Origin of the sequence: Cronobacter sp. EKM101R (assembly GCF_963888145.1) — a bacterium.
Classification (GTDB): Bacteria; Pseudomonadota; Gammaproteobacteria; order Enterobacterales; family Enterobacteriaceae; genus Cronobacter; species Cronobacter turicensis.
The window spans coordinates 1-26,297 of sequence record NZ_CAWPHW010000013.1 but is presented as its reverse complement, the minus strand read 5'-3'; the positions used below and the strand labels follow the sequence as shown (position 1 = coordinate 26,297).

The window sequence follows — 26,297 nt, the reverse complement described above, 5'->3', positions numbered from 1 at the left end:
ATGCCGGGCGACAACATCAAAATGGTTGTCACCCTGATCCACCCGATCGCGATGGACGACGGTCTGCGTTTCGCAATTCGCGAAGGCGGCCGTACCGTTGGCGCGGGCGTGGTTGCTAAAGTTCTGGGCTAATTGCTTCAGAATTGAAAAGGGCGCTTCGGCGCCCTTTTTGTTTTATAAAGGAAAATAGTCTGGATACTATTTTTCCGTTCATCAAACGCTTCTTGCCAGATAAAAGTCTATTCAAGCCTGGTTGTAATCATAACCATTCTCATTTAAAATCTGTGCATAAACTGAACGGGAGTTATCATGTACGTTTGTTTGTGTAATGGTATCAGCGATAAAAAAATACGGCAGGCGGTACGCCAGCACCATCCCCAGTCCTTCCAGCAGTTGCGTAAATTTATGCCTGTCGGTAACCAGTGCGGTAAGTGTGTCCGTGCTGCGCGTGAAATTATGCAAGACGAACTGATGCAGATCCCGGAATATCAGGAAATTGCATAACCTGAGATTTTGACTTCCTCGCCAGCCCATCTACGCTTCATGTAGTGGAAGCGGAGGGAAGCAAAATGAAAGGTGATATCAAGATAATAAATTATCTCAATAAATTATTGGGAAACGAGCTAGTCGCAATCAATCAGTACTTTCTCCATGCGAGAATGTTCAAAAACTGGGGCCTGATGCGCCTCAACGATGTTGAGTATCATGAATCCATTGATGAGATGAAGCACGCCGATATCTATATCGAGCGCATTCTCTTTCTTGAAGGTATCCCCAACCTGCAGGACCTGGGCAAGTTACATATAGGCGAAGACGTAGAAGAAATGCTGCGCTCCGATCTCACGCTTGAGATGGAAGGGGCGAAAGATCTACGTGAAGCGATCGCCTATGCTGATTCTATTCATGACTACGTCAGCAGGGATATCATGATTAAAATTCTTGAAGACGAAGAACATCACATCGACTGGCTGGAAACCGAACTGGATCTTATCGGGAAAATTGGCTTGCAGAATTACATTCAGTCCCAGATTAAAGAGCAGAGCTAACGTTCACAGAGTCATTATGTGGAATGTAGTGCCGCTGCATATTAACCCTGCTACCGCCATAAACGGCCCAAAAGGTAGCGGGGTTTTACATAAAAGAGCCCGCCCTTTTAGCCGGTAAAACATAAATACGGCAATGAGTCCTAATACAGATGCGATAACGAGCAGCAGACCAAGCATTTGCCATCCATGCCAGGCGCCCAGCGCACCCAAAAATTTTACATCGCCATAGCCCAGCCCTTCATACCTGCGCAGACAACGGTAGGCCCAGTACAACAACCATAACGAAAGGTAACCGACCAATGCGCCAGTGACAGCATCCGCCAGAGATTGTGGCTGAAAGATAAGATGATAAGAAAGCCCCAGCCAGAGCAGGGGGCAAGTGAGGCTGTCAGGGAGCAGACCTTCACGTAGATCCTTTGCTACAAGCATGGCATTGAGCAAAACATAACCAGATATCCATATCGTTATCATTTTTCATTCCTGAAGCACTCCTGACGGACTGGCAAAATACGCTTTCCATGAGGCATCAAAAACAACCTTCTTTCACTAATGCGAACTTCTTTCCAGTAAAGCAGCTATGTGTACAAAGCCTTTACAAAGGAATGCGAGGCAGCGCGAAAGGATGTTGAATTTCTAATCACTGCTTGCGTCGCCGTCAGATTTACGTATAATGCGCGGGCTTGTCATTAATGACGGCAGGTTCGATATGAACCCTGATAGTTGCTGTTTGACTATCAAACAATGCTCCCAATCGGGGAGCTACGTAAGAACGATTACACTCTCCCATCAATCGTAATGGGTTCGAGGAGTAATCATTTTCGTCTATAAAATAATTGGAGCTCTGGTCTCATGCAGAACCAAAGAATCCGTATCCGCCTGAAAGCGTTTGATCATCGTCTGATCGATCAATCAACCGCGGAAATCGTCGAGACTGCTAAGCGCACTGGTGCGCAAGTCCGTGGTCCGATCCCGCTGCCGACCCGCAAAGAGCGCTTTACCGTTCTGATCTCTCCGCACGTTAACAAAGACGCGCGCGATCAGTACGAAATCCGCACTCACAAGCGTCTGGTTGACATCGTTGAGCCAACCGAGAAAACCGTTGATGCTCTGATGCGTCTGGATCTGGCTGCCGGTGTAGACGTGCAGATCAGCCTGGGTTAATCAGGTCATTGAGCGATTGAGAGGTTGAAACAATGATTGGTTTAGTCGGTAAAAAAGTGGGTATGACCCGCATCTTCACTGAAGAAGGCGTTTCTATCCCAGTAACCGTAATCGAAGTTGAAGCAAACCGCGTTACTCAGGTTAAAGACCTGGCTAACGACGGCTACCGCGCTGTGCAGGTTACCACCGGTGCTAAAAAAGCTAACCGCGTAACTAAGCCGGAAGCGGGTCACTTCGCTAAAGCTGGCGTAGAAGCTGGCCGTGGTCTGTGGGAATTCCGTCTCGCTGATGGCGAAGAATTCACTGTAGGTCAGAGCATTAGCGTTGAGCTGTTTGCTGAAGTTAAAAAAGTCGACGTAACTGGCACCTCTAAAGGTAAAGGTTTCGCCGGTACCGTTAAGCGCTGGAACTTCCGTACCCAGGACGCTACCCACGGTAACTCCTTGTCTCACCGCGTTCCGGGTTCTATCGGTCAGAACCAGACTCCGGGCAAAGTGTTCAAAGGCAAGAAAATGGCAGGTCAGCTGGGTAACGAACGTGTAACTGTTCAGAGCCTGGACGTAGTACGTGTTGACGCTGAGCGCAACCTGCTGCTGGTTAAAGGTGCTGTCCCGGGTGCAACCGGTAGCGACCTGATCGTTAAACCAGCTGTGAAGGCGTGAGGAGATAGCAATGGAATTAGTACTGAAAGACGCGCAGAGCGCGCTGACTGTTTCCGAAACTACCTTCGGTCGTGATTTCAACGAAGCGCTGGTACACCAGGTTGTAGTTGCTTACGCAGCTGGTGCTCGTCAGGGTACTCGTGCTCAGAAGACCCGTGCTGAAGTAACTGGCTCCGGTAAAAAACCGTGGCGCCAGAAAGGTACCGGTCGTGCGCGTTCTGGTTCCATCAAGAGCCCGATTTGGCGCTCTGGTGGCGTGACCTTCGCTGCGCGTCCGCAGGACCACAGTCAAAAAGTTAACAAAAAGATGTACCGCGGCGCGCTGAAAAGCATCCTGTCCGAACTGGTACGTCAGGATCGTCTGATCGTTGTCGAGAAGTTCTCTGTAGAAGCGCCGAAAACCAAGCTGCTGGCACAGAAACTGAAAGACATGGCTCTGGAAGATGTGCTGATCATCACCGGTGAGCTGGACGAGAACCTGTTCCTGGCCGCACGTAACCTGCACAAGGTTGACGTACGTGATGCTACAGGTATCGACCCGGTTAGCCTGATCGCCTTCGACAAAGTCGTAATGACTGCTGATGCTGTTAAGCAAGTTGAGGAGATGCTGGCATGATTCGTGAAGAACGTCTGCTGAAGGTGCTGCGCGCACCGCACGTTTCTGAAAAAGCGTCTACTGCGATGGAAAAAACCAACACCATCGTTCTCAAAGTTGCTAAAGACGCGACTAAAGCAGAAATCAAAGCTGCTGTGCAGAAACTGTTTGAAGTCGAAGTCGAAGTCGTTAACACCCTGGTAGTTAAAGGGAAAGTTAAACGTCACGGACAGCGTATCGGTCGTCGTAGCGACTGGAAAAAAGCTTACGTCACCCTGAAAGAAGGCCAGAATCTGGACTTCATCGGCGGCGCTGAGTAAGTCGGAGGAGTAATACAATGGCAGTTGTTAAATGTAAACCGACATCTCCGGGTCGTCGCCACGTTGTTAAAGTGGTTAACCCTGAGCTGCACAAGGGCAAACCTTTTGCTCCGTTGCTGGAAAAAAACAGCAAATCCGGTGGTCGTAACAACAATGGCCGTATCACCACTCGTCACATCGGTGGTGGTCACAAACAGGCCTACCGTATTGTTGACTTCAAACGCAACAAAGACGGTATCCCGGCAGTTGTTGAACGTCTTGAGTACGATCCGAACCGCTCTGCGAACATCGCACTGGTTCTGTACAAAGATGGCGAACGCCGTTACATCCTGGCCCCGAAAGGCCTGAAAGCTGGCGACCAGATTCAGTCTGGCGTTGATGCTGCTATCAAACCAGGTAACACCCTGCCGATGCGCAACATCCCGGTTGGTTCTACTGTTCACAACGTAGAAATGAAACCAGGTAAAGGCGGTCAGCTGGCACGTTCTGCTGGTACCTATGTTCAGATCGTTGCTCGTGACGGTGCTTATGTCACCCTGCGTCTGCGTTCTGGCGAAATGCGTAAAGTGGAAGCTGACTGCCGCGCGACTCTGGGCGAAGTTGGTAACGCTGAGCATATGCTGCGCGTTCTGGGTAAAGCAGGTGCTGCACGCTGGCGTGGTGTTCGTCCTACCGTTCGCGGTACGGCGATGAACCCGGTAGATCACCCACATGGTGGTGGTGAAGGTCGTAACTTTGGTAAGCACCCGGTAACTCCGTGGGGCGTTCAGACCAAAGGTAAGAAGACCCGCAGCAACAAGCGTACTGATAAATTCATCGTACGTCGCCGTAGCAAATAATTTTAGAGGATAAGCCATGCCACGTTCTCTCAAGAAAGGTCCTTTTATTGACCTGCACTTGCTGAAGAAGGTAGAGAAAGCGGTGGAAAGCGGTGACAAGAAGCCCCTGCGCACTTGGTCCCGTCGTTCAACGATCTTTCCAAACATGATCGGTTTGACCATCGCTGTCCATAATGGTCGTCAGCACGTTCCAGTCTTTGTTTCCGATGAAATGGTCGGTCACAAACTGGGTGAATTCGCACCGACCCGTACTTATCGCGGTCACGCGGCTGATAAAAAAGCCAAGAAGAAATAAGTAGGAGGAAGAGATGGAAACTATCGCTAAACATCGCCATGCTCGTTCTTCTGCTCAGAAGGTTCGCCTCGTGGCTGACCTGATTCGCGGTAAGAAAGTGTCGCAGGCTCTGGATATTCTGACCTACACCAATAAGAAAGCGGCTGTATTGGTTAAGAAAGTCCTGGAATCTGCCATTGCTAACGCTGAACACAACGATGGCGCTGACATTGACGATCTGAAAGTCACGAAAATTTTCGTAGACGAAGGCCCGAGCATGAAACGCATTATGCCGCGTGCGAAAGGTCGTGCAGATCGCATTCTGAAGCGCACCAGCCACATCACTGTGGTTGTGTCCGATCGCTGAGACTCTGGAGACTAGCAATGGGTCAGAAAGTACATCCTAATGGTATTCGCCTGGGTATTGTCAAACCATGGAACTCTACCTGGTTCGCGAACACCAAAGAATTCGCTGACAACCTGGACAGCGACTTTAAAGTTCGTCAGTACCTGAACAAGGAACTGGCTAAAGCGTCTGTATCTCGTATCGTTATCGAGCGTCCGGCTAAAAGCATCCGTGTGACTATTCACACTGCTCGCCCGGGTATCGTTATCGGTAAAAAAGGTGAAGACGTTGAAAAACTGCGTAAGGGCGTAGCGGACATCGCTGGCGTGCCTGCACAGATCAATATCGCCGAAGTTCGTAAACCTGAACTGGACGCAAAACTGGTTGCTGACAGCATCACTTCTCAGCTGGAACGTCGTGTTATGTTCCGTCGTGCTATGAAGCGTGCTGTTCAGAACGCCATGCGTCTGGGCGCTAAAGGTATCAAAGTTGAAGTTAGCGGCCGTCTGGGCGGCGCTGAGATCGCACGTACCGAATGGTACCGTGAGGGTCGCGTTCCGCTGCACACTCTGCGCGCTGACATTGACTACAACACCTCCGAAGCGCACACCACTTACGGTGTAATCGGCGTTAAAGTGTGGATCTTCAAAGGTGAGATCCTTGGTGGTATGGCTGCTGTTGAACAACCGGAAAAACCGGCTGCTCAACCTAAAAAGCAGCAGCGTAAAGGCCGTAAATAAGGAGCGTCGCTGATGTTACAACCAAAGCGTACAAAATTCCGTAAAGTGCACAAAGGCCGCAACCGTGGTCTGGCGCAGGGTACGGATGTTAGCTTCGGCACTTACGGTCTTAAAGCTGTTGGCCGTGGTCGTCTGACTGCCCGTCAGATCGAAGCAGCACGTCGTGCAATGACCCGTGCAGTTAAGCGTCAGGGTAAGATCTGGATCCGTGTATTCCCGGACAAACCGATCACCGAAAAGCCGCTGGAAGTGCGTATGGGTAAAGGTAAAGGTAACGTGGAGTATTGGGTTGCCTTGATTCAGCCGGGTAAAGTCCTGTACGAAATGGACGGTGTGCCGGAAGAGCTGGCCCGTGAAGCATTCAAGCTGGCAGCAGCGAAACTGCCGATTAAAACCACCTTTGTAACTAAGACGGTGATGTAATGAAAGCAAAAGAGCTGCGTGAGAAGAGTGTTGAAGAGCTGAACACCGAGCTGCTTAACCTGCTGCGCGAGCAGTTCAACCTGCGTATGCAGGCTGCAAGTGGCCAGCTGCAACAGACTCACCTGTTGAAGCAAGTGCGTCGTGATGTCGCACGCGTTAAGACTTTACTGACTGAGAAGGCGGGTGCGTAATGACCGATAAAATCCGTACTCTGCAAGGTCGCGTTGTTAGCGACAAAATGGAGAAATCCATTGTTGTTGCCATCGAGCGTTTTGTGAAACACCCGATCTACGGTAAATTCATTAAGCGTACGACCAAACTGCACGTACATGACGAGAACAACGAATGCGGTATCGGTGACGTGGTTGAAATCCGCGAATGCCGTCCGCTGTCCAAGACCAAGTCCTGGACGCTGGTTCGCGTTGTAGAGAAAGCGGTTCTGTAATAGAGTAGCGCTCTCTAACAGAATAAACGGCTCAGCGATGAGCCGTTTATTTTTTCTACCCATATCCTGTGAGCGGTGTTATAATGCCGCGCCCTCGATTATGGGGATTTTTAACGACCTGAAAGTTAGGTCCCGAAGTAGTAGTTGACATTAGCGGAGCACTGAAATGATCCAAGAACAGACTATGCTGAACGTCGCCGACAACTCCGGCGCGCGTCGCGTAATGTGTATCAAGGTTCTGGGTGGCTCGCACCGTCGCTACGCAGGCGTCGGCGACATCATCAAAATTACCATCAAGGAAGCAATTCCGCGCGGTAAAGTTAAGAAAGGTGATGTGCTGAAGGCGGTAGTGGTGCGCACCAAGAAGGGTGTTCGTCGCCCTGACGGTTCTGTCGTTCGCTTCGATGGCAATGCTTGTGTTCTTCTGAACAACAACAGCGAGCAGCCTATCGGTACGCGTATTTTTGGGCCGGTAACTCGTGAACTTCGTTCTGAGAAGTTTATGAAAATCATCTCTCTGGCACCAGAAGTACTCTAAGGAGCGAATCATGGCAGCGAAAATCCGTCGTGATGACGAAGTTATCGTGTTAACCGGTAAAGATAAAGGTAAACGCGGTAAAGTAAAAAATGTCCTGTCTTCCGGCAAGATCATTGTTGAAGGTATCAACCTGGTTAAGAAACATCAGAAGCCGGTTCCGGCCCTGAACCAACCGGGTGGCATCGTTGAAAAAGAAGCTGCTATTCAGGTTTCTAACGTTGCAATCTTCAATGCGGCAACCGGCAAGGCTGACCGTGTAGGCTTTAGATTCGAAGACGGCAAAAAAGTCCGTTTCTTCAAGTCTAACAGCGAAACTATCAAGTAATTTGGAGTAGTACGATGGCGAAACTGCATGATTACTACAAAGACGAAGTAGTTAACAAACTCATGACTGAGTTTAACTACAATTCTGTCATGCAAGTCCCTCGGGTCGAGAAGATCACCCTGAACATGGGTGTTGGTGAAGCGATCGCTGACAAGAAACTGCTGGATAACGCAGCAGCTGACCTGGCAGCAATCTCCGGTCAAAAACCGCTGATCACCAAAGCACGCAAATCTGTTGCAGGCTTCAAAATCCGTCAGGGCTATCCGATCGGCTGTAAAGTAACTCTGCGTGGCGAACGCATGTGGGAGTTCTTTGAGCGCCTGATCACTATTGCTGTACCGCGTATTCGTGACTTCCGCGGCCTGTCCGCTAAGTCTTTCGACGGTCGTGGCAATTACAGCATGGGTGTCCGTGAGCAGATCATCTTCCCGGAAATCGACTATGACAAAGTCGATCGCGTTCGTGGTTTGGATATTACCATTACCACTACTGCGAAATCTGATGAAGAAGGCCGTGCTCTGCTGGCTGCCTTTGACTTCCCGTTCCGCAAGTAAGGTAGGGTTACTTCATGGCTAAGCAATCAATGAAAGCACGCGAAGTAAAGCGCGTAGCTTTAGCTGAAAAATACTTCGCTAAACGCGCTGAACTGAAAGCGATCATTTCTGATGTGAACGCTTCCGACGAAGATCGTTGGAACGCTGTTCTGAAGCTGCAGACTCTGCCGCGTGATTCCAGCCCGTCTCGTCAGCGTAACCGCTGCCGTCAAACTGGTCGTCCGCACGCTTTCCTGCGGAAGTTCGGGTTGAGCCGTATCAAGGTCCGTGAAGCCGCTATGCGCGGTGAAATCCCGGGTCTGAAAAAGGCTAGCTGGTAATTGTCACCAATTGAATCACGGGAGTAAAGACAGATGAGCATGCAAGATCCGATCGCGGATATGCTGACCCGTATCCGTAACGGTCAGGCCGCGAACAAAGCTGCGGTCACCATGCCTTCCTCCAAGCTGAAAGTGGCAATCGCCAACGTGCTGAAGGAAGAAGGTTTTATTGAAGATTTTAAAGTTGAAGGCGACACCAAGCCGGAACTGGAAGTAACTCTTAAATACTTCCAGGGTAAAGCTGTTGTAGAAAGCATTCAGCGTGTCAGCCGCCCAGGTCTGCGCATCTATAAGAAAAAAGATGAGCTGCCGAAAGTTATGGCCGGCCTGGGTATCGCGGTTATTTCTACCTCTAAAGGTGTTATGACTGATCGTGCAGCGCGCCAGGCTGGTCTTGGTGGCGAAATTATCTGCTACGTAGCCTAATCGGAGGAAACAATGTCTCGTGTTGCTAAAGCACCGGTCGTTATTCCTGCCGGCGTTGATGTAAAACTCAACGGTCAGGTTATCACGATCAAAGGTAAAAACGGCGAGCTGACTCGTACTCTCAACGATGCTGTTGAAGTTAAACATGCAGATAATGCTCTGACCTTCGGTCCGCGTGATGGTTACGCAGACGGTTGGGCTCAGGCTGGTACCGCGCGTGCCCTGCTGAATTCAATGGTTATCGGTGTTACCGAAGGCTTCACTAAGAAGCTGCAGCTGGTTGGTGTAGGTTATCGTGCAGCGATCAAAGGGAATGTAGTAAACCTGTCTCTGGGTTTCTCTCACCCTGTTGATCATCAGCTGCCTGCGGGTATCACTGCAGAATGTCCGTCTCAGACTGAAATCGTGCTGAAAGGCGCGGATAAACAGCTGATCGGCCAGGTTGCTGCTGACCTGCGCGCCTACCGTCGTCCTGAGCCTTATAAAGGCAAGGGTGTTCGTTACGCCGACGAAGTCGTGCGTACCAAAGAGGCTAAGAAGAAGTAAGGTAACACTATGGATAAGAAATCTGCTCGTATCCGTCGTGCGACCCGCGCACGTCGCAAGCTCAAAGAGCTTGGTGCGACCCGCCTGGTGGTACATCGTACCCCGCGTCATATTTACGCACAGGTAATCGCCCCGAACGGTTCTGAAGTTCTGGTAGCTGCTTCTACTGTAGAAAAAGCTATCGCTGAGCAACTGAAGTACACTGGAAACAAAGACGCCGCTGCTGCAGTTGGTAAAGCTGTTGCTGAGCGCGCGCTGGAAAAAGGCATCAAAGATGTTTCCTTTGACCGCTCTGGTTTCCAATATCATGGTCGTGTCCAGGCACTGGCAGATGCTGCCCGTGAAGCTGGCCTTCAGTTCTAAGGTAGAGGTGTAAGATGGCTCACATCGAAAAACAAGCTGGCGAACTGCAGGAAAAGCTGATCGCGGTAAACCGCGTATCTAAAACCGTAAAAGGTGGTCGTATTTTTAGCTTCACCGCTCTGACTGTAGTTGGTGATGGCAACGGCCGCGTTGGTTTTGGTTACGGTAAAGCACGCGAAGTTCCGGCAGCGATCCAGAAAGCGATGGAAAAAGCTCGTCGCAATATGATTAACGTCGCGCTGAACCACGGCACCCTGCAGCACCCGGTTAAAGGTGCTCACACGGGTTCTCGTGTATTCATGCAGCCGGCTTCCGAAGGTACCGGTATCATCGCCGGTGGTGCAATGCGCGCCGTTCTGGAAGTCGCTGGGGTTCATAACGTACTGGCTAAAGCCTATGGTTCCACCAACCCGATTAACGTGGTTCGTGCGACTATTGATGGCCTGGCCAATATGAAATCCCCGGAAATGGTCGCTGCCAAGCGTGGTAAATCCGTTGAAGAAATTCTGGGGTAATTGACCATGGCAAAGACTATTAAAATCACTCAAACCCGCAGTGCAATCGGTCGTCTGCCGAAACACAAGGCAACGCTGCTTGGCCTGGGTCTGCGTCGTATTGGTCACACCGTTGAGCGCGAGGATACTCCTGCTGTTCGCGGTATGGTCAACGCGGTTTCCTTCATGGTTAAAGTTGAGGAGTAAGAGATGCGTTTAAATACTCTGTCTCCGGCCGAAGGCTCCAAAAAGGCGGGTAAACGCCTGGGTCGTGGTATCGGTTCTGGCCTCGGTAAAACCGGTGGTCGTGGTCACAAAGGTCAGAAATCTCGTTCTGGCGGTGGCGTACGTCGCGGTTTCGAGGGTGGTCAGATGCCTCTGTACCGTCGTCTGCCGAAATTCGGTTTTACTTCTCGTAAAGCAATGATCACCGCAGAAGTTCGTCTGTCTGATCTGGCTAAAGTAGAAGGCGACGTAGTTGACCTGAACACGCTGAAAGCGGCAAACATTATCGGCATCCAGATCGAATTCGCGAAAGTGATTCTGGCTGGTGAAGTTACTCGTCCGGTAACTGTTCGTGGCCTGCGTGTGACTAAAGGCGCTCGTGCTGCTATCGAAGCTGCTGGCGGTAAAATCGAGGAATAAGTAGCAGATGGCTAAACAACCGGGATTAGATTTTCAAAGTGCCAAAGGTGGCCTTGGCGAACTGAAACGCAGACTGCTGTTTGTTATCGGTGCGCTGATTGTGTTCCGAATTGGCTCTTTTATTCCGATCCCTGGTATTGATGCCGCTGTACTTGCCAAACTGCTTGAGCAACAGCGTGGCACCATCATTGAAATGTTCAACATGTTCTCTGGTGGTGCTCTTAGCCGTGCTTCTATCTTCGCTCTGGGTATTATGCCGTATATTTCGGCTTCTATTATTATCCAGCTGTTGACCGTCGTTCATCCGACGCTGGCAGAAATGAAGAAAGAAGGGGAGTCTGGTCGTCGTAAGATCAGCCAGTACACCCGCTACGGTACTCTGGTGCTGGCAATATTTCAGTCGATCGGTATTGCTACCGGTCTGCCGAATATGCCTGGTATGCAAGGCCTGGTAATTAATCCGGGCTTTGCATTCTATTTCACCGCTGTTGTGAGTCTGGTTACCGGGACAATGTTCCTGATGTGGCTGGGCGAACAGATTACTGAACGTGGTATCGGCAACGGTATCTCAATCATAATCTTCGCTGGTATCGTTGCGGGGCTTCCGCCGGCCATTGGCCATACCATCGAGCAAGCGCGGCAAGGCGACCTGCACTTCCTCCTGTTGCTGTTGGTTGCAGTATTAGTATTCGCAGTGACTTTCTTTGTTGTCTTTGTTGAGCGTGGTCAGCGCCGTATCGTCGTGAACTATGCAAAACGTCAGCAAGGTCGTCGTGTCTATGCTGCACAGAGCACACATTTGCCGCTGAAAGTGAACATGGCTGGGGTTATTCCGGCGATTTTCGCTTCCAGTATTATTCTGTTCCCGGCGACCATCGCGTCATGGTTCGGGGGCGGTACTGGTTGGAACTGGCTGACAACAATTTCGCTGTATTTGCAGCCTGGGCAACCGCTTTATGTGTTACTCTATGCGTCTGCAATCATCTTCTTCTGTTTCTTCTACACGGCGTTGGTTTTCAACCCGCGTGAGACAGCAGATAACCTGAAGAAGTCCGGTGCATTTGTACCAGGAATTCGTCCGGGAGAACAAACGGCGAAGTATATCGATAAAGTAATGACACGCCTGACTCTCGTTGGCGCGCTGTATATTACTTTCATTTGCCTGATCCCGGAGTTCATGCGTGACGCAATGAAAGTCCCGTTCTATTTCGGTGGAACGTCGTTACTCATCGTTGTTGTTGTGATCATGGACTTTATGGCTCAAGTGCAAACTCTGATGATGTCTAGTCAGTATGAGTCTGCATTGAAGAAAGCGAACCTCAAAGGCTATGGCCGTTAATGGTCGCTTGAGAAGTTACGGAGAGTAAAAATGAAAGTTCGTGCTTCCGTCAAGAAATTATGCCGTAACTGCAAAATCGTTAAGCGTGATGGCGTCATCCGTGTGATTTGCAGTGCCGAGCCGAAGCATAAACAGCGTCAAGGCTGATTATCTCGCATATTTTTCTTGCAAAGTTGGGTTGAGCTGGCTAGATTAGCCAGCCAATCTTTTGTATGTCTGTGCGTTTCCATTTGAGTATCCTGAAAACGGGCTTTTCAGCATGGGACGCATAATCAATATAGTAGGAGTGCATAGTGGCCCGTATAGCAGGCATTAACATTCCTGATCATAAGCATGCCGTAATCGCATTAACCTCGATCTACGGTATCGGCAAAACCCGTTCTAAAGCTATCCTGGCTGCAGTGGGTTTCGCTGAAGATGTTAAGATCAGTGAGCTGTCTGAAGAACAAATCGACACGCTGCGTGACGAAGTTGCCAAATTTGTCGTTGAAGGTGATCTGCGCCGTGAAGTGAGTATGAGCATCAAGCGCCTGATGGATCTTGGTTGCTATCGCGGTTTGCGTCATCGTCGTGGTCTCCCGGTTCGCGGTCAGCGTACCAAGACCAACGCACGTACCCGTAAGGGTCCGCGCAAACCGATCAAGAAATAATCGGGGTGATTGAATAATGGCAAAGGCACCAGTTCGTGCACGTAAACGTGTAAGAAAACAAGTCTCTGACGGCGTGGCTCATATCCATGCTTCTTTCAACAACACCATCGTTACTATTACTGATCGTCAAGGTAACGCTTTGGGTTGGGCAACTGCCGGTGGTTCCGGTTTCCGTGGTTCTCGCAAATCCACTCCGTTCGCAGCTCAGGTTGCAGCAGAGCGTTGCGCAGAAGCCGTGAAAGAATACGGTATCAAGAACCTGGAAGTTATGGTTAAGGGACCGGGTCCGGGCCGCGAATCTACTATTCGTGCTCTGAACGCCGCTGGTTTCCGCATCACTAATATTACTGATGTGACTCCGATCCCTCACAACGGTTGTCGTCCGCCGAAAAAACGTCGCGTATAACGCCCGTTTTTAGGAATGTTGGAGAAAGAAAATGGCAAGATATTTGGGTCCTAAGCTCAAGCTGAGCCGTCGCGAGGGCACAGACCTGTTCCTTAAGTCTGGCGTTCGCGCGATCGATACCAAGTGTAAAATTGAACAAGCTCCTGGCCAGCACGGTGCGCGTAAACCGCGTCTGTCTGACTATGGTGTGCAGTTGCGTGAAAAGCAAAAAGTTCGCCGTATCTACGGTGTGCTGGAGCGTCAGTTCCGTAACTACTATAAAGAAGCCGCGCGTCTGAAAGGCAACACCGGTGAAAACCTGTTGGCTCTGCTGGAAGGTCGTCTGGACAACGTTGTATACCGTATGGGCTTCGGCGCCACTCGTGCAGAAGCACGTCAGCTGGTTAGCCACAAAGCTATTATGGTAAACGGTCGTGTTGTTAACATCGCTTCTTACCAGGTTAGTCCGAACGACGTAGTCAGCGTTCGTGAGAAAGCGAAAAAGCAGTCTCGCGTGAAAGCCGCTCTGGAGCTGGCTGAGCAGCGTGAAAAGCCAACCTGGCTGGAAGTTGATGCTGGCAAGATGGAAGGTACCTTCAAGCGTAAGCCTGAGCGCACCGATCTGTCTGCGGACATTAACGAACACCTGATCGTCGAGCTTTACTCCAAGTAAAGCTTAGTACCAAAGAGAGGACACAATGCAGGGTTCTGTGACAGAGTTTCTAAAACCGCGCCTGGTAGATATCGAGCAAGTGAGTTCGACGCACGCCAAGGTGACCCTTGAGCCTTTAGAGCGTGGCTTTGGCCATACTCTGGGTAACGCACTGCGCCGTATTCTGCTTTCTTCGATGCCGGGTTGCGCGGTGACCGAGGTTGAGATTGATGGTGTACTGCACGAGTACAGCACCAAAGAAGGCGTTCAGGAAGATATCCTGGAAATCCTGCTCAACCTGAAAGGGCTGGCGGTAAGAGTTCAGGGTAAAGATGAAGTCGTACTTACTCTGAATAAATCTGGCATTGGCCCTGTAACCGCAGCCGACATCACCCACGACGGTGATGTCGAAATCGTCAAGCCGCAGCACGTGATCTGCCACCTGACCGATGAAAACGCATCTATCAGCATGCGTATCAAAGTTCAGCGCGGTCGTGGTTATGTGCCGGCGTCTGCCCGAATTCATTCGGAAGAAGATGAGCGCCCAATCGGCCGTCTGCTGGTCGACGCTTGCTACAGCCCTGTAGAACGTATTGCCTACAATGTTGAAGCAGCGCGTGTAGAACAGCGTACCGACCTGGACAAGCTGGTCATCGAAATGGAAACCAATGGCACAATCGATCCTGAAGAGGCGATTCGTCGTGCGGCGACCATCCTGGCAGAACAACTTGAAGCTTTCGTTGACTTACGTGATGTACGTCAGCCGGAAGTTAAAGAAGAGAAACCAGAATTCGATCCGATCCTGCTGCGCCCTGTTGACGATCTGGAATTGACTGTCCGCTCTGCTAACTGCCTTAAGGCAGAAGCTATCCACTATATCGGTGATCTGGTACAGCGTACCGAGGTTGAGTTGCTGAAAACGCCTAACCTTGGTAAAAAATCTCTTACTGAGATTAAAGACGTGCTGGCCTCCCGTGGTCTTTCTCTGGGCATGCGCCTGGAAAACTGGCCACCGGCAAGCATTGCTGACGAGTAACCGGATCACAGGTTAAGGTTTTACTGAGAAGGATAAGGTCATGCGCCATCGTAAGAGTGGTCGTCAACTGAACCGCAACAGCAGCCATCGCCAGGCTATGTTCCGCAACATGGCAGGTTCTCTGGTTCGTCATGAGATCATCAAGACGACCCTGCCTAAAGCGAAAGAGCTGCGTCGCGTAGTTGAGCCGCTGATTACTCTTGCCAAGACTGATAGCGTAGCTAATCGTCGTCTGGCATTCGCCCGCACTCGTGATAACGAGATCGTGGCAAAACTGTTTAACGAGCTGGGTCCGCGTTTTGCGGCCCGTGCCGGTGGTTACACTCGCATTCTGAAGTGTGGCTTCCGTGCTGGTGACAACGCTCCGATGGCATACATCGAGCTGGTTGATCGCGCCGAGCCGCAAGCAGAAGCAGCTGCAGAGTAATTTGCAGTGTAGTGAAAAAACCCGCCTCGGCGGGTTTTTTTATATCTGTCGTTCTCGGCGCCAATCGCCTATGCTTCACTTCTGTTCTTCTTTCTCATTCCCTTCCAGGAGGCCGCGATGTGGTTAATGGATCAGTGGGCTGAGCGTCATATTCTCGAAGCCCAACAAAAAGGCGAATTCGATAATCTGCCAGGGTCTGGCGAACCTCTTACGCTGGATGATGATTCTCATCTGGATCCTGAACTACGAGTGGGTTACCGGTTACTGAAAAATGCAGGGTATCTTCCGCCTGAACTGGAAGCTCGTAAAGAAGCGTTGATGCTTAACGATCTGTTACAGGGCATCAATCAGCAGCACCCCGATTATCAACGAGTCTGTAAAAGACTGGCCCTCCTGGAGCTGAAATTAAAACAAGCCGGTCTGAGCACTGATTTTTTGCATGGCAGCTATGCACGCGCTGTCGCCAGTAAACTGGAGGAGTAACAATGTACCGTATCGGAGAACTTGCCCGTCTGGCTGATGTTACGCCTGACACCGTGCGTTACTATGAGAAACAGAAGATGATGGAGCATGAAATCCGTACAGAAGGCGGTTTCCGGCTCTATACTGAAAACGATTTGCGGCGCCTGCGCTTCATCCGACATGCCCGGCAGTTAGGCTTCACGCTTGAGGCGATAAGAGAACTGTTATCGATCCGCATTGATCCCGAGCATCACACCTGCCAGGAATCTAAAGGCATTGTGCAAGCACGATTGAATGAAGTGGACAGCCGAATACAGGAGTTGCAAAACATGCGCGTTTCGCTGCAAAAGCTAAACGATGCGTGCTGCGGGACGGCGCACAGCAGCGTTTACTGCTCGATTCTTGAGACGCTGGAACAAGGTGCGAACGGAGAGAATGGACGACATTGATCTTTTGCATTCGCAGGCCTACACTTGCCGCGAATTAATCACAGGAGCATTTATGAACCGCTATAAACATACGAAGGGGCAAATTCAGGACAACGCCATTGAAGCCCTGTTACATGATCCACTGTTTCGGCAGCGCGTTGAAAAAAATCTGAAGGGGAAAGGCAGCTACCAGCGTAAAGCGAAACACGGCAAAGGTGGTAACTGGGAGGCCAGTGGCAAACAAGCAAAATGCTTTTTTACCACTGGCCTTCTGCTTTTAAGGGCTGTTAAGGGCGCTGATTGTTTTGCTCTTTCAGCAAATCACGGATTTCGGTAAGCAGTACCTGCTCTTTGCTTGGACCCGCCGCTTCCTTCGGTTTTTTCTGGTGTAATCTGTTAATCACCTTAATAGCCAGGAAAATAGCGAAAGCGACAATAATAAAATCAAATACGTTCTGAATGAAAACGCCATAATGCATAATGACAGCTGGCGTATCTCCAACCGCAGGGCGCAGCGTCAGAGCGAACTGTTTAAAGTCGATACCCCCGATCAGTAAACCCAGCGGCGGCATAATAATATCGGCAACCAGTGACGAGACAATCTTACCGAAAGCCGCACCGATAATGACACCTACTGCCAAATCCACCACATTTCCGCGCATCGCGAACTCACGAAACTCTTTAAAAAAGCTCATTTTCTACTCCCTGGATTTCAAAGCCTACCTAAGTCTAACAAAGGAAATATGATTTTCCATTTTCGCGGCATAATGCAAATTACTTTTTAGCCCCGTAAATAATGCGGATAATATCGCGCGAAAATAATAATGGCGGCCGCAGCCGCCAGATAATCATAAAAAGAACGGGCTCGGCTGGAATAGTCGCTCGACGTCGGTGACGAATTTTTTATCGGTCAGGAACATGATTACATGGTCGCCCTGCTCAATACGTAAATTGTCATTGGCGATCATGACATCATTACCCCGCACTACGGCGCCAATAATCGTACCCGGCGGAAGCTTGATGTCATCGATGACACGTCCTACTACTCTGGATGTTGTTTCGTCGCCGTGTGCGACAGCTTCGATTGCTTCAGCCACTCCGCGGCGTAACGAGGAGACGCTCACGATATCTGCTTTACGCACATGCCCAAGTAGCGCAGAAATGGTGGCTTGCTGCGGAGAGATAGCAATGTCGATCACGCTTCCCTGAACCAGATCCACATAAGCGCGACGCTGGATCAACACCATGACTTTTTTGGCGCCCATCCGTTTGGCGAGCATCGCGGACATGATATTCGCTTCGTCATCGTTGGTGACGGCGATAAACAGATCCACCTGATCGATATGCTCTTCCGCGAGAAGTTCCTGATCCGACGCATCGCCATAAAAAACAATCGTATGCTGGAGTTTTTCAGCAAGCTCCGCCGCGCGCTGTTGATCGCGCTCGATAAGCTTTACGCTGTAATCTTTTTCCAGCCGATGCGCGAGGCCTGCGCCGATATTACCGCCGCCGACCAGCATGATGCGTTTATAGGGTTTTTCGAGACGCTGAAGTTCGCTCATCACGGCGCGGATATGCTGCGACGCCGCGATAAAGAAGACTTCATCGCCCGCTTCCACAATGGTGGATCCTTGCGGCCTGATAGGCCTGTCATGGCGGAAAATGGCGGCCACGCGTGTGTCGATATGCGGCATATGTTCGCGCATGGTCGACAGCGCATTTCCAACCAGCGGCCCGCCATAATAGGCTTTCACGACCGCGAGGCTGACTTTACCTTCGGCGAAGTTCACCACCTGCAGCGCGCCCGGATATTCAATCAGCCGGTAGATGTTATCAATGACCAACTGTTCTGGCGCGATCAGGTGATCGATAGGTACCGCTTCAGGGGTGAACAGGCGCTCGGCATCACGGACATAATCCGGCGCGCGGATGCGTGCGATGCGGTTCGGCGTATTGAACAGCGAATACGCCACCTGGCAGGCAATCATGTTTGTTTCATCGGAGCTGGTCACCGCAACCAGCATATCCGCATCATCTGCGCCGGCTTCGCGCAGAACACGCGGATGGGAGCCGTGTCCCTGTACGACGCGTAGATCAAACTTATCCTGAAGTACGCGAAGGCGATCGCTGTTGGTATCGACAACCGTTATGTCGTTGTTTTCACCCACCAGGTTTTCCGCCAGGGTGCCGCCCACCTGACCTGCACCCAGAATGATTATCTTCATCGTTATGCTTCACCCATCCGGGGCCGCTTGCGGGGCCCGATCACTTTTTGATTAGCTTAGCGTAAAAGAAGCCATCGCCTTCGGTCGCGCCGGGAAGATTCTGTATGCCGGGCGTTTGCGCCGAGCCCGTACCGTCCAGCTGCGCATTCGGCGTTCGGGTTAAAAACGCCCGAATCTGTTCGCTGTTTTCTTCCGGCAAAATGGAGCAGGTCGCATACAGCAATGTACCGCCCGGTTTCAGGTGCGGCCAGATAGCGTCGAGAATATCAGACTGCAACTGCGCCAGCTCACTGATATCAGAATCACGGCGCAGCCACTTAATATCCGGGTGACGGCGAATAACGCCAGTCGCGGAGCAGGGCGCATCAAGCAGGATCCTGTCAAACTGCGTATCGCCACACCAGGTTGCCGGGAAGCGGCCATCGCCCACCTTAACCTCTGCCCGCATCTTCAGACGCTTCAGGTTTTCATAAACGCGAGAGATGCGCTGAGCGTCAACGTCAACGGCCAGTACGTTAGCCTGCGGCGCGGCTTCAAGGATATGTGTGGTTTTTCCGCCAGGTGCGGCGCATAAATCGAGGATGGACTCGCCGTTTTGCGGCGCTAATAGTTCGACGCAGCCCTGTGCCGAGGCGTCCTGCACCGTTACCCAGCCCTGCTCAAAGCCAGGGAGCGCGCTGACCGGCACCGGCGCTTCAAGGCGTACGGCGTCCGGGTAACGCGGGTGGATATGACCCGTCATCCCGTTTTCTTCCAGCAGCGTAAGCCACTCGTCGCGGGAATGATGCTGACGGTTGACGCGCAGCCACATTGGCGGGCGCTCGTTGTTGGCTTGCACCACGGCTTGCCACTCTTGTGGCCAGGCGGTCTGAAGCCGCTTTAACAGCCACATCGGATGTAACCAGCGCGCATCCTGACCTGCAAATTCGGCCAGTAACTCATCCTGCTGGCGCTGAAACTGGCGCAATACGCCGTTAATCAGCCCCTTAAACTGCATGCGCTTGATCGCCACCGCGCCTTCCACGGTTTCAGCCAGCGCTGCGTGCGGCGGAATACGCGTATACAGCAGCTGATATAAGCCCACCATAATCAGGTAATGAATGGTGCGCTGTTTACCTGTCATCGGGCGCGACATCAGCTTATTGATAAGCCATTCCTGCTGCGAGAGCGTGCGCAGAACGCCGAAGCAAAGTTCCTGTAACAGCGCTTTGTCTTTATCAGAGACTTTATGCTGGAGGGGCGGCAGAACGGTACTGAGGGACTGGCCTTTTTCGACTACCTGTTCGATAGCTTGCGCCGCCAGGCTGCGGAGATTAATGGATTTTTTCATAGCCACGGGCAGGTTAACCTGCATCTGAAATAAAAAGGCCCGGAAAACCGGGCTGTTAATGCCGTCGCTCAGGCGAGAATCGCGCCTGGCGTAAACCACTCCCGGCGGGAGTTTAAAAGATCCTGCGCTGACATCGGTTTTTTACCCGCAGGCTGGAGTTCTTCCAGATTGAGGATGCCATCCGCCGTCGCTATCTGGATACCCTGTTTACCCGCATCAAGCACGGTGCCAGGAGACGCGTTACTCTGCTGATGGATAACCGACGCTTTCCAGACTTTCACAGGCTGATCGTCAATCATGAAAAAGCTAACAGGCCAGGGGTTAAACGCGCGGATACAGCGTTCAAGCTGCGCGGCGGAAAGCGTCCAGTCGAGGCGGGCCTCTTCTTTACTAAGCTTGTCTGCATACGTTGCCTGTGCGTCATCCTGTTTTTCAGGAACCGCGCGGTCCGTTGCCAGATCCTCAAGCGTGGCGAGCAGCCCCTGCGGGCCAAGCTGTGCCAGCTTGTCATACAGCGAGGCGCTGGTGTCGTCGGCAGTAATCGGGCAGGAGAGCTTACGCAACATGTCGCCGGTATCGAGCCCTTTGTCCATCTGCATGATAGTCACGCCGGTTTCAGAATCGCCCGCCCACAGCGAACGCTGAATAGGCGCCGCGCCGCGCCAGCGCGGAAGCAGCGAGCCGTGTACGTTAATACAGCCCAGGCGAGGCATCGCCAGCACCGCTTCAGGAAGAATCAAACCGTAAGCGACTACCACCATGACATCAGCATTCAGCGCAGACACGAGCGCCTGATTTTCCGCTGGGCGCAGAGATTTCGGCTGAAAGACCGGGATGTCATTTTCTTGCGCCAGTACTTTTACCGGCCCTGGCATCAGCTTTTTACCGCGGCCCGCCGGACGGTCTGGCTGAGTGAATACGCCAACGACCTGATGGGAAGAGGACAACAACGCGTCGAGATGACGCGCTGCGAAATCCGGCGTACCGGCGAAAATAATGCGAAGTGACTCGGACACGTTATTCCCTGTCTTTATTTAACCTGCGGCTTTCGCCTTCATGCGATCCAGTTTTTCAACTTTCTGGCGAATACGCTGACGCTTCATTGGCGACAGATAATCGATAAATAATTTACCGACCAGGTGATCCATTTCATGCTGGATACAAATGGCCAGCAGACCGTCAGCTTCCAGTTCAAACGTTTTCCCGTTGCGGTCAAGCGCGCGGATTTTCACTTTCTCGGCGCGCGGCACAAAGGCGCGTTGTTCCGGAATAGAGAGGCAGCCCTCTTCAATGCCGGTTTCGCCGGACTGTTCCAGCATCTCCGGGTTGATAAGCACCAGGCGCTCATCGCGATTTTCAGAAACATCAATCACGATAATACGCTGATGAATATCTACCTGGGTTGCGGCAAGCCCAATGCCTTCTTCGGCGTACATCGTGTCGAACATATCATCAACGATACGCTGAATATCTGCATTAACTTCTTTAACCGGTTCAGCGACGATGCGAAGCCGCTCGTCGGGAATATGTAATACCTGCAAAACTGACATAAATTTCCAGAGCTGTATTCAAGAGTTGAAAGGATCTTAACCTCTATTCTAGACAAATCCCCCTTTGATTGACAGCATCAGCAACGAATCACAGGGATTAGAGAACGGCGTCTGGCGGGGGATAGCGCGATGTCATCAATGGAGATTTGGTTACGCCTGATGGCGGTGTATAGCCTGAGCGGCGAAATAATGGTTCGGGCTTTTCAGCGGCTGCAAAATATGCCCGGCGATCCCGCCGAGGCATTACGGCTGGCGGGGCTTAACATAAAGCAACGGGCGCTTTTCTTCGGTTATCCGCAGGCGAAGCTTGAGGCTGCTCTGCGCTGGCTTGAAATGCCTGAGCATCATTTACTTACTGCACGCTCTGCGCATTATCCCGTTTCTTTACGTGCAATCGAATGGTTCCCCGGCGCGTTGCTGGTGGCGGGCGATCCCCGGGCATTGACCCGGCCGCAGTTAGCTGTCGTCGGTAGCCGCCATCATTCGTGGTATGGCGAGCAGTGGGGCAGCAAATTCTGTTATGCGCTGGCGGAAAGCGGCCTGACCTTAACCAGCGGGCTGGCGCTGGGGATAGACGCTATCGCGCACCGCAGCGCGCTTAAGGCGCAGGGGAAAACTATCGCGGTGTTGGGTAACGGCCTCGCCCAGGTGTATCCGGCGCGTCATCGCAAACTGGCGGAGGAGATAATTGAGCAAGGCGGAGCGGTGGTGTCAGAGTTTCCTTTTGAGGCGCAGCCCCGCCCGGCGCACTTCCCAAGGCGTAATCGTATCATCAGCGGATTGAGCGTTGGCGTGCTGGTGGTCGAGGCTGCGTTACGCAGCGGTTCACTGGTCACTGCGCGGTGCGCCATTGAGCAAGGGCGCGAAGTTTTCGCGCTGCCGGGCCCTGTCGGTAATCCCGGTTGTGAAGGGCCGCACTGGCTGATTCAACAAGGCGCTATCGCCGTTACTCATCCTCAGGACATTATCGATTATTTACAAAACGAGCTGCCCTGGCTCAAGACTGTGAATTATTCACCGGATCAAGAGGAAGGTGCATTGCCATTTCCCGAGCTGTTGGCTAACGTAGGAGATGAGGTTACACCTGTTGACGTCGTCGCTGAACGTGCCGGCCAACCTGTGCCATTGACGGTAGCCCAGCTACTCGAACTGGAGTTAGCAGGATGGATCGCAGCTGTACCCGGCGGCTATGTCCGAGTGAGGAGGGCAGGCCATGTTCGACGTACTAATGTATTTGTTTGAAACCTATATCCATAACGAAGCTGAGATGCGCGTTGACCAGGATAAGCTGACGCGGGACCTGACGGATGCGGGTTTTGATCAGGAAGATATCTTTAATGCGCTGTTATGGCTGGAAAAGCTGGCGGATTATCAGGATGGTCTTTCCGCGCCGATGCAACTGGCGTCGGATCCACTCTCAATGCGTATTTACACCGCAGAAGAGTGCCAGCGGCTGGACGCCAGCTGTCGGGGGTTCCTGCTGTTTCTGGAACAAATTCAGGTGCTGAATCTCGAAACTCGTGAAATGGTTATTGAGCGCGTCATGGCGCTGGATACCGCCGAGTTTGATTTAGAAGATCTTAAGTGGGTCATCCTGATGGTGCTTTTTAACATTCCCGGATGTGAAAATGCCTATCAACAAATGGAAGAACTGCTCTTTGAGGTGAATGACGGTATGCTGCACTGATATTTTCAGCGCAGTGGTGAATTATGGCAAGGTCAGCACTCTTTTCAGTGCCCAAACACGAGCCCTGCCCAAAATGCGGGGCTGAACTCCTTATACGTTCCGGGAAGCATGGTCCTTTCCTGGGATGTTCGCATTACCCCGAATGTGATTACGTTCGCCCGCTGAAAGGCCAGGCGGACGGTCACATCGTCAAAGTACTCGAAGGCCAGCAATGCCCGGTATGTGACGCGACGCTTGTGCTAAGGCAGGGGCGTTTCGGCATGTTTATCGGCTGCAGCCGTTATCCTGAGTGCGAACACACTGAACAGATCGACAAACCTGACGAAACCGCATTGCACTGTCCTCAGTGTAGCGATGGCCATCTGGTTCAGCGTCGGTCGCGCTTTGGCAAAACCTTTTATTCCTGCGATCGCTATCCGGACTGCCAGTTTGTGATTAATGCCAGACCGGTGGCAGGCGAATGCCCGGAATGCCATTATCCCCTCCTTATAGAAAAGAAAACCGCGCAGGGCATGAAACGCTTTTGCGCCAGTAAACAATGTGGAAAGCCGGTAACGGCGGAATAAGACCGTGAAGAATAATCAGCCTGCGGACGCGATATCCTCTATCGTCGACGTCCTTAAAAAAGAACATGTCATCGCTTATCCAACAGAAGCGGTATTCGGTGTGGGGTGTGATCCCGACAGCGAAACCGCCGTAAAACGACTGCTGGAATTAAAACAGCGGCCCATGGAAAAAGGGCTCATCCTGATTGCGGCAAACTTTGAGCAACTCAAGCCCTATATAGATGACGCTGCGCTGACGCCGGAACAGCGTGAAGCGGTGTTTGCCTGCTGGCCTGGGCCAGTGACGTTTGTTTTCCCGGCAAAGGCATCAACGCCCCGCTGGCTGACTGGCCGTTTTAACTCGCTGGCGGTTCGCGTCACGAATCATCCGCAGGTCATTGCGCTGTGTGAAGCCTTCGGCAAACCGCTGGTATCGACCAGCGCCAATCTTTCCGGGCTTGAGCCATGCCGTACGGCGCTGGAAGTACTGGCACAGTTCGGTGAAAATTTCCCGGTACTGCATGGCGCAACGGGCGGTCGACAAAACCCCTCCGAGATCCGTGATGCGCTGACGGGTGCACTTTTCCGACAAGGGTAACGCATGGAAACCTACGCTGTTTTTGGTAATCCTGTCTCGCACAGCAAATCGCCATTTATTCATCAGCAATTTGCGCAGCAGTTACAGATTGCGCATCCGTACGGACGCGTACAGGCGCCGCTTGATAACTTTGTGAAGACGCTGGAAGCCTTCTTCAGCGCGGGTGGAAAGGGCGCAAACGTGACGGTGCCTTTTAAAGAACAGGCTTTTGCTCGTGCCGATGAACTGACGGAAAGAGCAGCGCTTGCCGGTGCGGTCAATACGCTGAAGCGGCTTGAAGATGGGCGTTTACTGGGCGACAACACAGATGGTATTGGTCTTTTAAGCGATCTTGAGCGCCTCGGCATGATCCAGCCGCGTTACCGGATCCTGCTGGTGGGCGCAGGCGGGGCAGCGCGGGGCGTCTTGTTGCCTCTGCTGTCGCTGGATTGCGCGGTAACTATTACTAACCGCACCTTTGCCCGCGCGCAGGAACTGGCGACGCTCTTTAGTCATACCGGCAGCGTGAATGCCGTCGCGCTTGCGGATCTGGTTGGTCATGAGTTCGATCTCATTATTAATGCCACTTCCAGCGGAATTCATGGCGAGATTCCGGCGCTTCCGGCGGCACTGATTGCGGGAAAAACGGCTTGCTATGACATGTTCTATCAGAAAGGCCTGACGCCGTTCCTGTCATGGTGTCAGACACAGGGCGCAACGCATCTCGCGGACGGGCTGGGTATGCTGGTGGGCCAGGCGGCGCACGCGGTTCTGCTCTGGCATGGCGTCCTGCCGGAAGTTGTGCCGGTGATTGAGAAGCTCAAGCAGGAGCTGGCGCAATGAATCAGGCGATTCAGTTCCCGGATCGTGAGCACTGGGATGAACAGCGGCAGGCCGTGTGTTTTCCGGCGTTGGTCAATGGACTGGTCCTTACCTGTGCGATTCCGCAGTCTGTGCTGGCGGCCCGTTTTGCTGGCGAGTCGCCCGATGAATGGATCGCGGCATTCCGACAGCACCGTTGGGATCTTGAAGAAGAAGCTGAGCAGCTTATCGCTGCTCAGGAAGAGGATAATCAGGGCTGGGTGTGGCTCTCCTGAGCCAGATACTCATCTTTCCACTTCACATAGTTATTCGCCGAGTAGCGCAGCCCTTCGCGCTCTGCGTCTTTTAACGGGCGAATCTGCTTTACCGGGCTGCCGAGATACAGGTAGCCGCTTTCCAGACGCTTATTCTGCGGCACCAGGCTTCCGGCACCTATCATCACGTCATCTTCTATAATGGCGCCGTCAAGTACGATCGATCCCATGCCGACCAGCACGCGATTGCCAATGGTGCAGCCATGCAGCATGACCTTATGCCCAACCGTAACGTCTTCGCCAATGATGAGCGGATTACCCTCAGGGTTATAAGAAGATTTATGCGTGACGTGCAAGACGCTGCCATCCTGAATATTTGTACGCGCGCCAACGGCGACATAATTGACGTCTCCGCGGATCACCACCAGGGGCCAGACGCCCACATCGTCAGCCAGCCTGACATCGCCAATCACTACGCTTGAGCTATCCACCATCACGCGCTGGCCTGTGCCGGGAAAGGTATTTTTATAAGGACGTAATACAGAAGAAGACATAATCGCCTCGGTTTCTTATCAAGAGTAAGAAGACTTTGGTTGGATTTGGGGCAGTGTGCAAGGGTAAATGCGCCTGTTCGTTGAGCAGATCGCGCGGGATCGCAGCAATAAGCATGAAAAAACAGCAGTTGAAAGAAAAGATCGAAAAAAGGGTTGTGCTGAAAACTGAGATCCCTATAATGCGCCTCCATCGAGACGGCAATGTGAAGCACTTCACGAAATGGCCGGCGCGATGAGAGAAAAATCCTGAAATTAAGGGTTGACTCTGAAAGAGGAAAGCGTAATATACGCCACCTCGCGACAGCAGGCCGA

46 protein-coding genes and 1 pseudogene are annotated in these 26,297 nt (G+C 51.9%); 40 read left to right on the top strand and 7 right to left on the bottom strand.

Annotated elements, in window-relative coordinates:
- From tuf to bfr, 3 genes and pseudogenes are all read left to right on the top strand, one after another.
- Positions 1-132: pseudogene (gene tuf, locus AACV31_RS11975) on the top strand (elongation factor Tu); the annotation flags it as partial.
- 177 nt (positions 133-309) lie between these two features.
- Positions 310-504: a bacterioferritin-associated ferredoxin gene (gene bfd, locus AACV31_RS11970; RefSeq protein ID WP_007764795.1), complete on the top strand. Its 195-nt coding sequence runs from the start codon at positions 310-312 to the stop codon at positions 502-504.
- A 65-nt stretch (positions 505-569) separates the two neighbouring features.
- Positions 570-1,046, top strand: coding sequence for a bacterioferritin (gene bfr / locus AACV31_RS11965; RefSeq protein WP_007702509.1), 477 nt, complete (start codon positions 570-572; stop codon positions 1,044-1,046).
- A gap of 3 nt (positions 1,047-1,049) precedes the next feature.
- Here bfr and AACV31_RS11960 read toward each other — a convergent pair whose 3' ends face one another.
- Positions 1,050-1,517 (bottom strand): prepilin peptidase, encoded by a 468-nt coding sequence (locus AACV31_RS11960; protein WP_165157044.1) that lies wholly within the window; start codon positions 1,515-1,517, stop codon positions 1,050-1,052.
- Between the two features lie 378 nt (positions 1,518-1,895).
- Here AACV31_RS11960 and rpsJ point away from each other — a divergent pair, with 378 nt between their 5' ends.
- The 31 genes from rpsJ (at position 1,896) to AACV31_RS11805 (ending at position 16,778) form a co-directional block, all read left to right on the top strand.
- On the top strand, positions 1,896-2,207 hold the full coding sequence (rpsJ, locus tag AACV31_RS11955; RefSeq protein ID WP_001181005.1) for a 30S ribosomal protein S10: 312 nt from the start codon (positions 1,896-1,898) through the stop codon (positions 2,205-2,207).
- Positions 2,208-2,239: 32 nt separating this feature from the next.
- A complete protein-coding gene (gene rplC / locus AACV31_RS11950; RefSeq protein ID WP_007702502.1) occupies positions 2,240-2,869 on the top strand; it encodes a 50S ribosomal protein L3 in 630 nt (209 codons plus the stop codon).
- Between the two features lie 10 nt (positions 2,870-2,879).
- Entirely contained in the window at positions 2,880-3,485 is a 606-nt protein-coding gene (gene rplD, locus AACV31_RS11945; protein WP_000424395.1) for a 50S ribosomal protein L4, read from the top strand.
- The gene (gene rplW, locus AACV31_RS11940) at positions 3,482-3,784 is read left to right on the top strand and encodes a 50S ribosomal protein L23 (protein ID WP_004388606.1); all 303 of its coding nucleotides are present in this window, start codon (positions 3,482-3,484) and stop codon (positions 3,782-3,784) included. The genes rplD and rplW overlap by 4 nt, the downstream gene beginning before the upstream one ends.
- 17 nt (positions 3,785-3,801) lie before the next feature.
- On the top strand, positions 3,802-4,623 hold the full coding sequence (gene rplB / locus AACV31_RS11935) for a 50S ribosomal protein L2 (RefSeq protein WP_000301864.1): 822 nt from the start codon (positions 3,802-3,804) through the stop codon (positions 4,621-4,623).
- Positions 4,624-4,639: 16 nt separating this feature from the next.
- Positions 4,640-4,918, top strand: coding sequence for a 30S ribosomal protein S19 (gene rpsS, locus AACV31_RS11930; protein WP_001138115.1), 279 nt, complete (start codon positions 4,640-4,642; stop codon positions 4,916-4,918).
- 13 nt (positions 4,919-4,931) lie between these two features.
- Complete coding sequence (rplV, locus tag AACV31_RS11925; protein WP_000447529.1) at positions 4,932-5,264, top strand: 50S ribosomal protein L22; 333 nt, start codon at positions 4,932-4,934, stop codon at positions 5,262-5,264.
- Between the two features lie 17 nt (positions 5,265-5,281).
- Positions 5,282-5,983, top strand: coding sequence for a 30S ribosomal protein S3 (gene rpsC / locus AACV31_RS11920; RefSeq protein WP_004388607.1), 702 nt, complete (start codon positions 5,282-5,284; stop codon positions 5,981-5,983).
- Between the two features lie 12 nt (positions 5,984-5,995).
- Positions 5,996-6,406 carry a 50S ribosomal protein L16 gene (gene rplP, locus AACV31_RS11915; RefSeq protein WP_004388608.1) on the top strand — a complete coding sequence of 137 codons (411 nt, stop codon included), beginning with the start codon at positions 5,996-5,998 and terminating at the stop codon, positions 6,404-6,406.
- Positions 6,406-6,597: a 50S ribosomal protein L29 gene (gene rpmC, locus AACV31_RS11910; RefSeq protein ID WP_004388609.1), complete on the top strand. Its 192-nt coding sequence runs from the start codon at positions 6,406-6,408 to the stop codon at positions 6,595-6,597. Before rplP ends, rpmC begins: the two co-directional genes overlap by 1 nt.
- Positions 6,597-6,851 carry a 30S ribosomal protein S17 gene (gene rpsQ / locus AACV31_RS11905; RefSeq protein WP_000130100.1) on the top strand — a complete coding sequence of 85 codons (255 nt, stop codon included), beginning with the start codon at positions 6,597-6,599 and terminating at the stop codon, positions 6,849-6,851. The genes rpmC and rpsQ overlap by 1 nt, the downstream gene beginning before the upstream one ends.
- A 166-nt stretch (positions 6,852-7,017) precedes the next feature.
- Positions 7,018-7,389, top strand: a complete 372-nt coding sequence (gene rplN, locus AACV31_RS11900) for a 50S ribosomal protein L14 (protein WP_004388611.1) — start codon at positions 7,018-7,020, stop codon at positions 7,387-7,389.
- A gap of 10 nt (positions 7,390-7,399) precedes the next feature.
- Entirely contained in the window at positions 7,400-7,714 is a 315-nt protein-coding gene (gene rplX / locus AACV31_RS11895; protein ID WP_007369816.1) for a 50S ribosomal protein L24, read from the top strand.
- Between the two features lie 14 nt (positions 7,715-7,728).
- Entirely contained in the window at positions 7,729-8,268 is a 540-nt protein-coding gene (rplE, locus tag AACV31_RS11890; RefSeq protein WP_007702494.1) for a 50S ribosomal protein L5, read from the top strand.
- Positions 8,269-8,282: 14 nt separating this feature from the next.
- Positions 8,283-8,588: a 30S ribosomal protein S14 gene (rpsN, locus tag AACV31_RS11885; protein ID WP_004388614.1), complete on the top strand. Its 306-nt coding sequence runs from the start codon at positions 8,283-8,285 to the stop codon at positions 8,586-8,588.
- Between the two features lie 33 nt (positions 8,589-8,621).
- A complete protein-coding gene (gene rpsH, locus AACV31_RS11880) occupies positions 8,622-9,014 on the top strand; it encodes a 30S ribosomal protein S8 (protein ID WP_007702493.1) in 393 nt (130 codons plus the stop codon).
- A gap of 12 nt (positions 9,015-9,026) precedes the next feature.
- On the top strand, positions 9,027-9,560 hold the full coding sequence (gene rplF / locus AACV31_RS11875) for a 50S ribosomal protein L6 (RefSeq protein ID WP_004388616.1): 534 nt from the start codon (positions 9,027-9,029) through the stop codon (positions 9,558-9,560).
- Between the two features lie 9 nt (positions 9,561-9,569).
- Entirely contained in the window at positions 9,570-9,923 is a 354-nt protein-coding gene (gene rplR / locus AACV31_RS11870) for a 50S ribosomal protein L18 (RefSeq protein WP_000358956.1), read from the top strand.
- A gap of 14 nt (positions 9,924-9,937) precedes the next feature.
- Entirely contained in the window at positions 9,938-10,438 is a 501-nt protein-coding gene (gene rpsE / locus AACV31_RS11865) for a 30S ribosomal protein S5 (RefSeq protein WP_004388617.1), read from the top strand.
- 6 nt (positions 10,439-10,444) lie between these two features.
- A complete protein-coding gene (rpmD, locus tag AACV31_RS11860; RefSeq protein WP_001140434.1) occupies positions 10,445-10,624 on the top strand; it encodes a 50S ribosomal protein L30 in 180 nt (59 codons plus the stop codon).
- A 3-nt stretch (positions 10,625-10,627) separates the two neighbouring features.
- Positions 10,628-11,062, top strand: coding sequence for a 50S ribosomal protein L15 (rplO, locus tag AACV31_RS11855; RefSeq protein WP_004388618.1), 435 nt, complete (start codon positions 10,628-10,630; stop codon positions 11,060-11,062).
- Between the two features lie 7 nt (positions 11,063-11,069).
- Positions 11,070-12,401, top strand: coding sequence for a preprotein translocase subunit SecY (gene secY, locus AACV31_RS11850; protein ID WP_004388619.1), 1,332 nt, complete (start codon positions 11,070-11,072; stop codon positions 12,399-12,401).
- A 30-nt stretch (positions 12,402-12,431) separates the two neighbouring features.
- Complete coding sequence (gene rpmJ, locus AACV31_RS11845; RefSeq protein WP_000868187.1) at positions 12,432-12,548, top strand: 50S ribosomal protein L36; 117 nt, start codon at positions 12,432-12,434, stop codon at positions 12,546-12,548.
- A gap of 146 nt (positions 12,549-12,694) precedes the next feature.
- A complete protein-coding gene (rpsM, locus tag AACV31_RS11840; RefSeq protein WP_004388620.1) occupies positions 12,695-13,051 on the top strand; it encodes a 30S ribosomal protein S13 in 357 nt (118 codons plus the stop codon).
- 16 nt (positions 13,052-13,067) lie between these two features.
- Positions 13,068-13,457: a 30S ribosomal protein S11 gene (gene rpsK / locus AACV31_RS11835; protein WP_004388621.1), complete on the top strand. Its 390-nt coding sequence runs from the start codon at positions 13,068-13,070 to the stop codon at positions 13,455-13,457.
- Between the two features lie 31 nt (positions 13,458-13,488).
- Positions 13,489-14,109: a 30S ribosomal protein S4 gene (rpsD, locus tag AACV31_RS11830; protein ID WP_004388622.1), complete on the top strand. Its 621-nt coding sequence runs from the start codon at positions 13,489-13,491 to the stop codon at positions 14,107-14,109.
- A 25-nt stretch (positions 14,110-14,134) separates the two neighbouring features.
- Entirely contained in the window at positions 14,135-15,124 is a 990-nt protein-coding gene (locus AACV31_RS11825) for a DNA-directed RNA polymerase subunit alpha (RefSeq protein WP_004388623.1), read from the top strand.
- A 40-nt stretch (positions 15,125-15,164) separates the two neighbouring features.
- Positions 15,165-15,551: a 50S ribosomal protein L17 gene (rplQ, locus tag AACV31_RS11820; RefSeq protein WP_015742706.1), complete on the top strand. Its 387-nt coding sequence runs from the start codon at positions 15,165-15,167 to the stop codon at positions 15,549-15,551.
- A gap of 117 nt (positions 15,552-15,668) precedes the next feature.
- A complete protein-coding gene (locus AACV31_RS11815) occupies positions 15,669-16,034 on the top strand; it encodes a DnaJ family domain-containing protein (RefSeq protein WP_075198642.1) in 366 nt (121 codons plus the stop codon).
- A gap of 2 nt (positions 16,035-16,036) precedes the next feature.
- On the top strand, positions 16,037-16,462 hold the full coding sequence (zntR, locus tag AACV31_RS11810; protein WP_105538944.1) for a Zn(2+)-responsive transcriptional regulator: 426 nt from the start codon (positions 16,037-16,039) through the stop codon (positions 16,460-16,462).
- Between the two features lie 52 nt (positions 16,463-16,514).
- The gene (locus tag AACV31_RS11805) at positions 16,515-16,778 is read left to right on the top strand and encodes an alternative ribosome-rescue factor A (RefSeq protein WP_071989773.1); all 264 of its coding nucleotides are present in this window, start codon (positions 16,515-16,517) and stop codon (positions 16,776-16,778) included.
- On the opposite strand, the gene mscL is transcribed toward AACV31_RS11805, so the two are convergent.
- From mscL to def, 5 genes are all read right to left on the bottom strand, one after another.
- Positions 16,729-17,136 carry a large-conductance mechanosensitive channel protein MscL gene (gene mscL, locus AACV31_RS11800; RefSeq protein ID WP_007764765.1) on the bottom strand — a complete coding sequence of 136 codons (408 nt, stop codon included), beginning with the start codon at positions 17,134-17,136 and terminating at the stop codon, positions 16,729-16,731. The two genes, AACV31_RS11805 and mscL, sit on opposite strands and share 50 nt — an antisense overlap.
- 153 nt (positions 17,137-17,289) lie before the next feature.
- The gene (gene trkA, locus AACV31_RS11795; protein WP_007764763.1) at positions 17,290-18,666 is read right to left on the bottom strand and encodes a Trk system potassium transporter TrkA; all 1,377 of its coding nucleotides are present in this window, start codon (positions 18,664-18,666) and stop codon (positions 17,290-17,292) included.
- A gap of 40 nt (positions 18,667-18,706) precedes the next feature.
- The gene (gene rsmB, locus AACV31_RS11790) at positions 18,707-19,996 is read right to left on the bottom strand and encodes a 16S rRNA (cytosine(967)-C(5))-methyltransferase RsmB (RefSeq protein ID WP_075198654.1); all 1,290 of its coding nucleotides are present in this window, start codon (positions 19,994-19,996) and stop codon (positions 18,707-18,709) included.
- Between the two features lie 68 nt (positions 19,997-20,064).
- Complete coding sequence (fmt, locus tag AACV31_RS11785) at positions 20,065-21,012, bottom strand: methionyl-tRNA formyltransferase (protein WP_105538943.1); 948 nt, start codon at positions 21,010-21,012, stop codon at positions 20,065-20,067.
- 18 nt (positions 21,013-21,030) lie between these two features.
- On the bottom strand, positions 21,031-21,546 hold the full coding sequence (gene def, locus AACV31_RS11780) for a peptide deformylase (RefSeq protein WP_105538942.1): 516 nt from the start codon (positions 21,544-21,546) through the stop codon (positions 21,031-21,033).
- Positions 21,547-21,675: 129 nt separating this feature from the next.
- Here def and dprA point away from each other — a divergent pair, with 129 nt between their 5' ends.
- The 6 genes from dprA to AACV31_RS11750 are packed head-to-tail and all read left to right on the top strand — an operon-like array spanning position 21,676 to position 25,452.
- Positions 21,676-22,788, top strand: coding sequence for a DNA-protecting protein DprA (dprA, locus tag AACV31_RS11775; protein WP_165157046.1), 1,113 nt, complete (start codon positions 21,676-21,678; stop codon positions 22,786-22,788).
- Positions 22,760-23,233 carry a DUF494 family protein Smg gene (gene smg, locus AACV31_RS11770; RefSeq protein ID WP_004388634.1) on the top strand — a complete coding sequence of 158 codons (474 nt, stop codon included), beginning with the start codon at positions 22,760-22,762 and terminating at the stop codon, positions 23,231-23,233. The genes dprA and smg overlap by 29 nt, the downstream gene beginning before the upstream one ends.
- Positions 23,234-23,256: 23 nt before the next feature.
- Positions 23,257-23,799, top strand: coding sequence for a DNA topoisomerase family protein (locus AACV31_RS11765; protein WP_161590127.1), 543 nt, complete (start codon positions 23,257-23,259; stop codon positions 23,797-23,799).
- A 4-nt stretch (positions 23,800-23,803) separates the two neighbouring features.
- The gene (tsaC, locus tag AACV31_RS11760) at positions 23,804-24,376 is read left to right on the top strand and encodes an L-threonylcarbamoyladenylate synthase type 1 TsaC (protein WP_165157048.1); all 573 of its coding nucleotides are present in this window, start codon (positions 23,804-23,806) and stop codon (positions 24,374-24,376) included.
- Positions 24,377-24,379: 3 nt separating this feature from the next.
- A complete protein-coding gene (gene aroE / locus AACV31_RS11755; protein ID WP_165157050.1) occupies positions 24,380-25,198 on the top strand; it encodes a shikimate dehydrogenase in 819 nt (272 codons plus the stop codon).
- Positions 25,195-25,452 (top strand): DUF1488 family protein, encoded by a 258-nt coding sequence (locus AACV31_RS11750; RefSeq protein ID WP_165157052.1) that lies wholly within the window; start codon positions 25,195-25,197, stop codon positions 25,450-25,452. The genes aroE and AACV31_RS11750 overlap by 4 nt, the downstream gene beginning before the upstream one ends.
- Here AACV31_RS11750 and AACV31_RS11745 read toward each other — a convergent pair.
- Entirely contained in the window at positions 25,428-25,985 is a 558-nt protein-coding gene (locus AACV31_RS11745; protein WP_075198653.1) for a gamma carbonic anhydrase family protein, read from the bottom strand. The two genes, AACV31_RS11750 and AACV31_RS11745, sit on opposite strands and share 25 nt — an antisense overlap.
- Positions 25,986-26,297 lie beyond the last annotated feature (312 nt).